The organism is Kitasatospora sp. NPDC059571 (assembly GCF_042735675.1).
Lineage (GTDB): Bacteria > Actinomycetota > Actinomycetes > Streptomycetales > Streptomycetaceae > Kitasatospora.
Map to the genome: position 1 here is coordinate 1 of NZ_JBHWBW010000633.1, position 3,802 is coordinate 3,802.

General features: G+C 76.4%; 6 protein-coding genes. 3 read left to right on the top strand and 3 right to left on the bottom strand.

Going from position 1 to position 3,802, the window contains the following annotated elements; genetic code table 11:
- Positions 1–181 precede the first annotated feature (181 nt).
- Together ACFV0G_RS36920 and ACFV0G_RS36925 are read left to right on the top strand one after the other, a co-directional pair.
- Positions 182–541, top strand: coding sequence for an STAS domain-containing protein (locus tag ACFV0G_RS36920; protein WP_380557419.1), 360 nt, complete (start codon positions 182–184; stop codon positions 539–541).
- A 154-nt stretch (positions 542–695) separates the two neighbouring features.
- Positions 696–1,169 carry a universal stress protein gene (locus tag ACFV0G_RS36925; protein ID WP_380557434.1) on the top strand — a complete coding sequence of 158 codons (474 nt, stop codon included), beginning with the start codon at positions 696–698 and terminating at the stop codon, positions 1,167–1,169.
- Positions 1,170–1,252: 83 nt separating this feature from the next.
- Here the strand turns inward: ACFV0G_RS36925 and ACFV0G_RS36930 are convergent, their stop codons facing one another.
- Positions 1,253–1,621, bottom strand: coding sequence for a MauE/DoxX family redox-associated membrane protein (locus tag ACFV0G_RS36930; protein ID WP_380557422.1), 369 nt, complete (start codon positions 1,619–1,621; stop codon positions 1,253–1,255).
- A gap of 115 nt (positions 1,622–1,736) precedes the next feature.
- Here ACFV0G_RS36930 and ACFV0G_RS36935 point away from each other — a divergent pair, with 115 nt between their 5' ends.
- Positions 1,737–2,240: a metallophosphoesterase family protein gene (locus ACFV0G_RS36935; RefSeq protein WP_380557425.1), complete on the top strand. Its 504-nt coding sequence runs from the start codon at positions 1,737–1,739 to the stop codon at positions 2,238–2,240.
- Between the two features lie 21 nt (positions 2,241–2,261).
- Here ACFV0G_RS36935 and ACFV0G_RS36940 read toward each other — a convergent pair whose 3' ends face one another.
- Positions 2,262–3,056 carry a metal-dependent hydrolase gene (locus ACFV0G_RS36940; RefSeq protein WP_380557428.1) on the bottom strand — a complete coding sequence of 265 codons (795 nt, stop codon included), beginning with the start codon at positions 3,054–3,056 and terminating at the stop codon, positions 2,262–2,264.
- Positions 3,057–3,221: 165 nt separating this feature from the next.
- Positions 3,222–3,677 carry a DUF5990 family protein gene (locus ACFV0G_RS36945; RefSeq protein WP_380557431.1) on the bottom strand — a complete coding sequence of 152 codons (456 nt, stop codon included), beginning with the start codon at positions 3,675–3,677 and terminating at the stop codon, positions 3,222–3,224.
- Between the last annotated feature and the right edge of the window lie 125 nt (positions 3,678–3,802).

The window sequence follows — 3,802 nt, forward strand, 5'->3', positions numbered from 1 at the left end:
CCGCCCCCCGCGCGCCCCCCCCCCCGAGAGAGCTCGCGAGAGCGCACGTGAACACCCGCCCCCCAACCTTCCTTGTATACCGAGCGACCCAGCAGTCGCGGCAATTGCCCGCCCCCGGCGCGCGGCCCCCCCCGCCGACCTATCGTGGGAGGGGCGTGTCGGCCGGCGCGAGGAGTGGGCGATGGATCCGGACACCGGGCAGCTGGCCGTCGAGGTGCGGCGGACGGCGCACGCGGTGGTGGTCCGACCCGAGGGCGAACTCGACCGCGACGGCGAGGTCGCGCTGCGCGAGGCGCTGGAGCAGGCGCTCTCCGCCTGGGAGGGGCTGCTGGTGGTCGACTGCGGCGGGCTGACCTTCTGCGACTCGGCCGGCCTCGATCTGCTGCTGGGCTTTCGCGAGGCGGTGGAGACCGCCGGCGGCACGCTGGTGCTGGCCGATCCCGGACCGGCGGTCACCGCCCTGCTGGAGATCGCCGGCGCCGACGAGGTGCTGCGGATCTACGGCACGGTGGCCGAGGCGCTCGCCGGCGACCCCGGCTGACCCGGGGATCCGGCCGGCCCGGAGCCCGGGCTCCCGGGAGCTCCCGGGCGGCCGATCTCGCCGTGCCGGGCGGGGTGTTCGCCCCCGAAGCGGGCCACCCCCCGCGGCCCGTGCGGGAGGGCCACGGGGATAGGCTCGTGCCGTGAGTGACGACATGTCCGCCGCCCGGCTGCCGGCCGCCGGCCCCGGTTTCGAACGGGGCACCGACGGCCCCAAGGTGATCGTCGCCGGGGCCGACGGCTCCGAGGCCTCCTGGCGGGCGGTCGCCTACGCCGCGGGCCTCGCCCGGCGGCAGAACGCCCTGCTCGCCGTCGTGTACGTGCAGCCGGTCCTCAGTGCCGCCGCCGCCCTCGGCGTCCCGGTCTCCGCGGCCACCGGCGCGGTCGCGGACGAGCTGGTCAACGAGATCCGCGCCTCGGTCGAGCGGCTCCGTGGCGTTTACCAGGTCCGCTGGCAGTTCCTCACCTTCCCCGGCGACCCGTACACCGGGCTGGTCCGGGCGGCCGACGACCTCACGGCCGACGCCGTGGTGGTGGGCGCCTCCGAGCAGGCCGGCCACCGGATCATCGGCTCGGTCGCCGTCCGCCTGGTGAAGGCGGGCCGCTGGCCGGTCACCGTCGTCCCCTGATCCGACCTGATCCGGCCCGGCCCGCGCGGACCCGGCCCGAACCGGCCCGGCCCGTTCGCGCCCGCCGGCCCGTCCCGCGGTGCTCAGGCCCCGCGCCGCACCCGCAGAGCCCACAGCACGAGCGGTGCCTGGAGCGGCAGCCGTGCCAGCGCCGCCGAGCGCCACGGCTCCGGGCGGTTCCGCCAGTCGTACGCCATCTTCACGTTGGCCGGGAAGACCGCGGCGAACAGCCCTGCGGCGGCCAGCGCGCCGGCCGCCCGGGTGCGCGGTGCCAGCACGGCCGCGCCGACCGCCAGCTCCGCCACCCCGCTGGCGTACGTCCAGGTGCGCGGCGAGCCCGGCAGCGACCGCGGCACGATCGCGTCGAACTGGCGCGGGACGGCGAAGTGCGCCACCCCCGCGGTCACCAGCAGCCCGCCGAGCAGTCGGGCGGACGGGAAACGGGCGGGCATCGGCGGACCTCCGGGTCGGGACACACAGTGGTTACCCGACAGTAGTATCCGGACCGCCGCCGACGGAAGGGCGTGCCGCCGCCGCTCCCGACGGCCGGACGGGAAGACTGCCCGCGTGCAGCTCCTCCTGGTCTCCGACACGCACGTCCCGTCCCGCGCCCGCCGGCTGCCGGACGACCTGCTCGCCGCGATCGCCACCGCCGACGCGGTCGTGCACGCCGGCGACTGGACCGACACCGACACCCTCGACCTGCTGGAGTCGCTGTCCCGGCGGCTGATCGGCGTCCACGGAAACAACGACGGGCCGGCGCTGCGCGCCCGGCTGCCCGAGACCGCACGCGCCGACCTCGGCGGCCTGCGCCTCGGCGTCGTCCACGAGACCGGCCCCGCCCAGGGGCGCGAACGGCGCTGCGCCGAGCGCTTCCCCGACCTCGACGTACTCGTCTTCGGCCACAGCCACATCCCGTGGGACACCACCACCGCCCGGGGCCTGCGCCTGCTCAACCCGGGCTCGCCCACCGACCGGCGGCGCCAGCCGTTCTGCACCTACATGACGGCGCAGGTGCAGGACGGCCGCCTCGGCGGCGTCGTCCTGCACCGGCTCCCGCCACGGACGTGACGGGACGTCAGCCGATGGACGTCAGCCGATGAAGCCCAGCGCCGCGATCGCGCCGATCGCGCCGATCCCCATGAACACCGGGGTCAGGACCTTGATCTCCACCCAGCTGCCGGCCCGGAACCGCATCCCCTTCGGCGGACCGATCGGGTACCAGCGCTTGCGGCCGATCGGGATCGGCCACAGCACCGGGCAGCCGGAGACCGTCAGCGCGTCGCCCAGGCAGTGCACCAGGGAGCCGAGCGCGACCGGCAGCCCGATCCAGAGGTACTGCTCACCGGGCTGGGAGAACAGCCAGTCGGAGCCGTTGCCCGGCTTGTCCAGCACGCTCGCCAGCGTCCAGGCGCTGGTCGCGCCCAGCAGCCACACCAGGATGTCGCTGGACATCCGCGCCTGCCGCCAGAGCAGCCCCTCGACCGCCAGCACCATGTGGATGAACAGCACCACCAGCACGCCCCACCGGCCGCCGTACGCCGAGAAGACGGAGGCGATGCCGCCGGACATCGCCGCCCACAGCCAGGTGTGGGTCAGCGTGCGGTGGCCGCCGTTGCGGCGCGGGTCGCCCTTGCCGCGGGTCGCCGAGTACGCCGCCGCGCCGATCTTGTCGATCACCTCGCACAGACCGCGGGAGAGCGGTCCGAAGGCCCGCGAGACGGTCGCCGCCTTGTGGTCGAGGTCCGGGGCGAGCGCCGCACCGGCGGAGATCAGCGCACCGGCCAGCAGGACGGGCCAGGGCATCGGGTGGTCCAGCCCGTACGCGGCCGCGCCCGCGGCCAGCCAGGCCGCCGCTCCGGAGAGCGCGTGTGCCGGTCCCATCATGGTCGTTCCCACCCCATCGCCGCAGTGCCGGCGCGTCTGCGCGCCCGGTCGGGGCGCAGCATAGCCGAGACGATCAAGGCGGTGACGGGCGGGCCCTGACAGCGGTTCAGCGCAGGTCGGAGGCGGTCCGCGCGGCCGCGCCGGGGTGCGGGTGCCGGGCGCGGCTCAGCCGCCCGCGGTCCAGGCGATCCGCGGCGGCCGTACCTGTGCGCACAGTGGCCGCCCCGCGGCGTCGGTGAGCCCGAGCCGCCCGACCAGCAGGCCGGAGCGTACGGCGGCCGCCAGCACGTCCGGGTCGACCGCGGCCAGCATCAGCTTCGCCCGGCGGAACATCGCGAACGTCCCCGCCGCGTCCGTCTCGCCCCAGGAGAGGTAGACGAACCGATCGGCCGGCCCGCCCTGGACGTACGGGCCGCGCAGGTCGTACCCGTCCGCCGCCGCGGTGGCCGTGCACTCCAAGGTCCAGCTCGCCGAGGCCGCGTCACCCGGCTGCGGGTCGAGCAGCTCCTGCGGCCGGCCGCGCCGCTGCACCGCCACGTGCACCTCGGCGGCCCCGGGGAAGCCGGGGCCGGCCGCGCAGTGCCGTCCGGGGAGGTCGAATGCGTGGATCCGGATCCGCATCCCGCCATCATCGCGCGCCGGTCGGACACCGCCCGGGATCGGCGCCCGCGCGGTGGGGGACCGGCGGTGGGGGCGGGGCAGTCCCGGACCGCCTCCCCGGCTGGCGGTTGTACACCTCTCCGGGC

Excerpts from the sequence above, each read along its gene's own strand:
- ACFV0G_RS36930 (WP_380557422.1), bottom strand. The coding sequence starts at position 1,621 with ATGCCCGCCCGTTTCCCGTCCGCCCGACTGCTCGGCGGGCTGCTGGTG.
- ACFV0G_RS36920 (WP_380557419.1), top strand. The coding sequence starts at position 182 with ATGGATCCGGACACCGGGCAGCTGGCCGTCGAGGTGCGGCGGACGGCG.
- ACFV0G_RS36925 (WP_380557434.1), top strand. The coding sequence starts at position 696 with ATGTCCGCCGCCCGGCTGCCGGCCGCCGGCCCCGGTTTCGAACGGGGC.
- ACFV0G_RS36940 (WP_380557428.1), bottom strand. The coding sequence starts at position 3,056 with ATGATGGGACCGGCACACGCGCTCTCCGGAGCGGCGGCCTGGCTGGCC.
- ACFV0G_RS36945 (WP_380557431.1), bottom strand. The coding sequence starts at position 3,677 with ATGCGGATCCGGATCCACGCATTCGACCTCCCCGGACGGCACTGCGCG.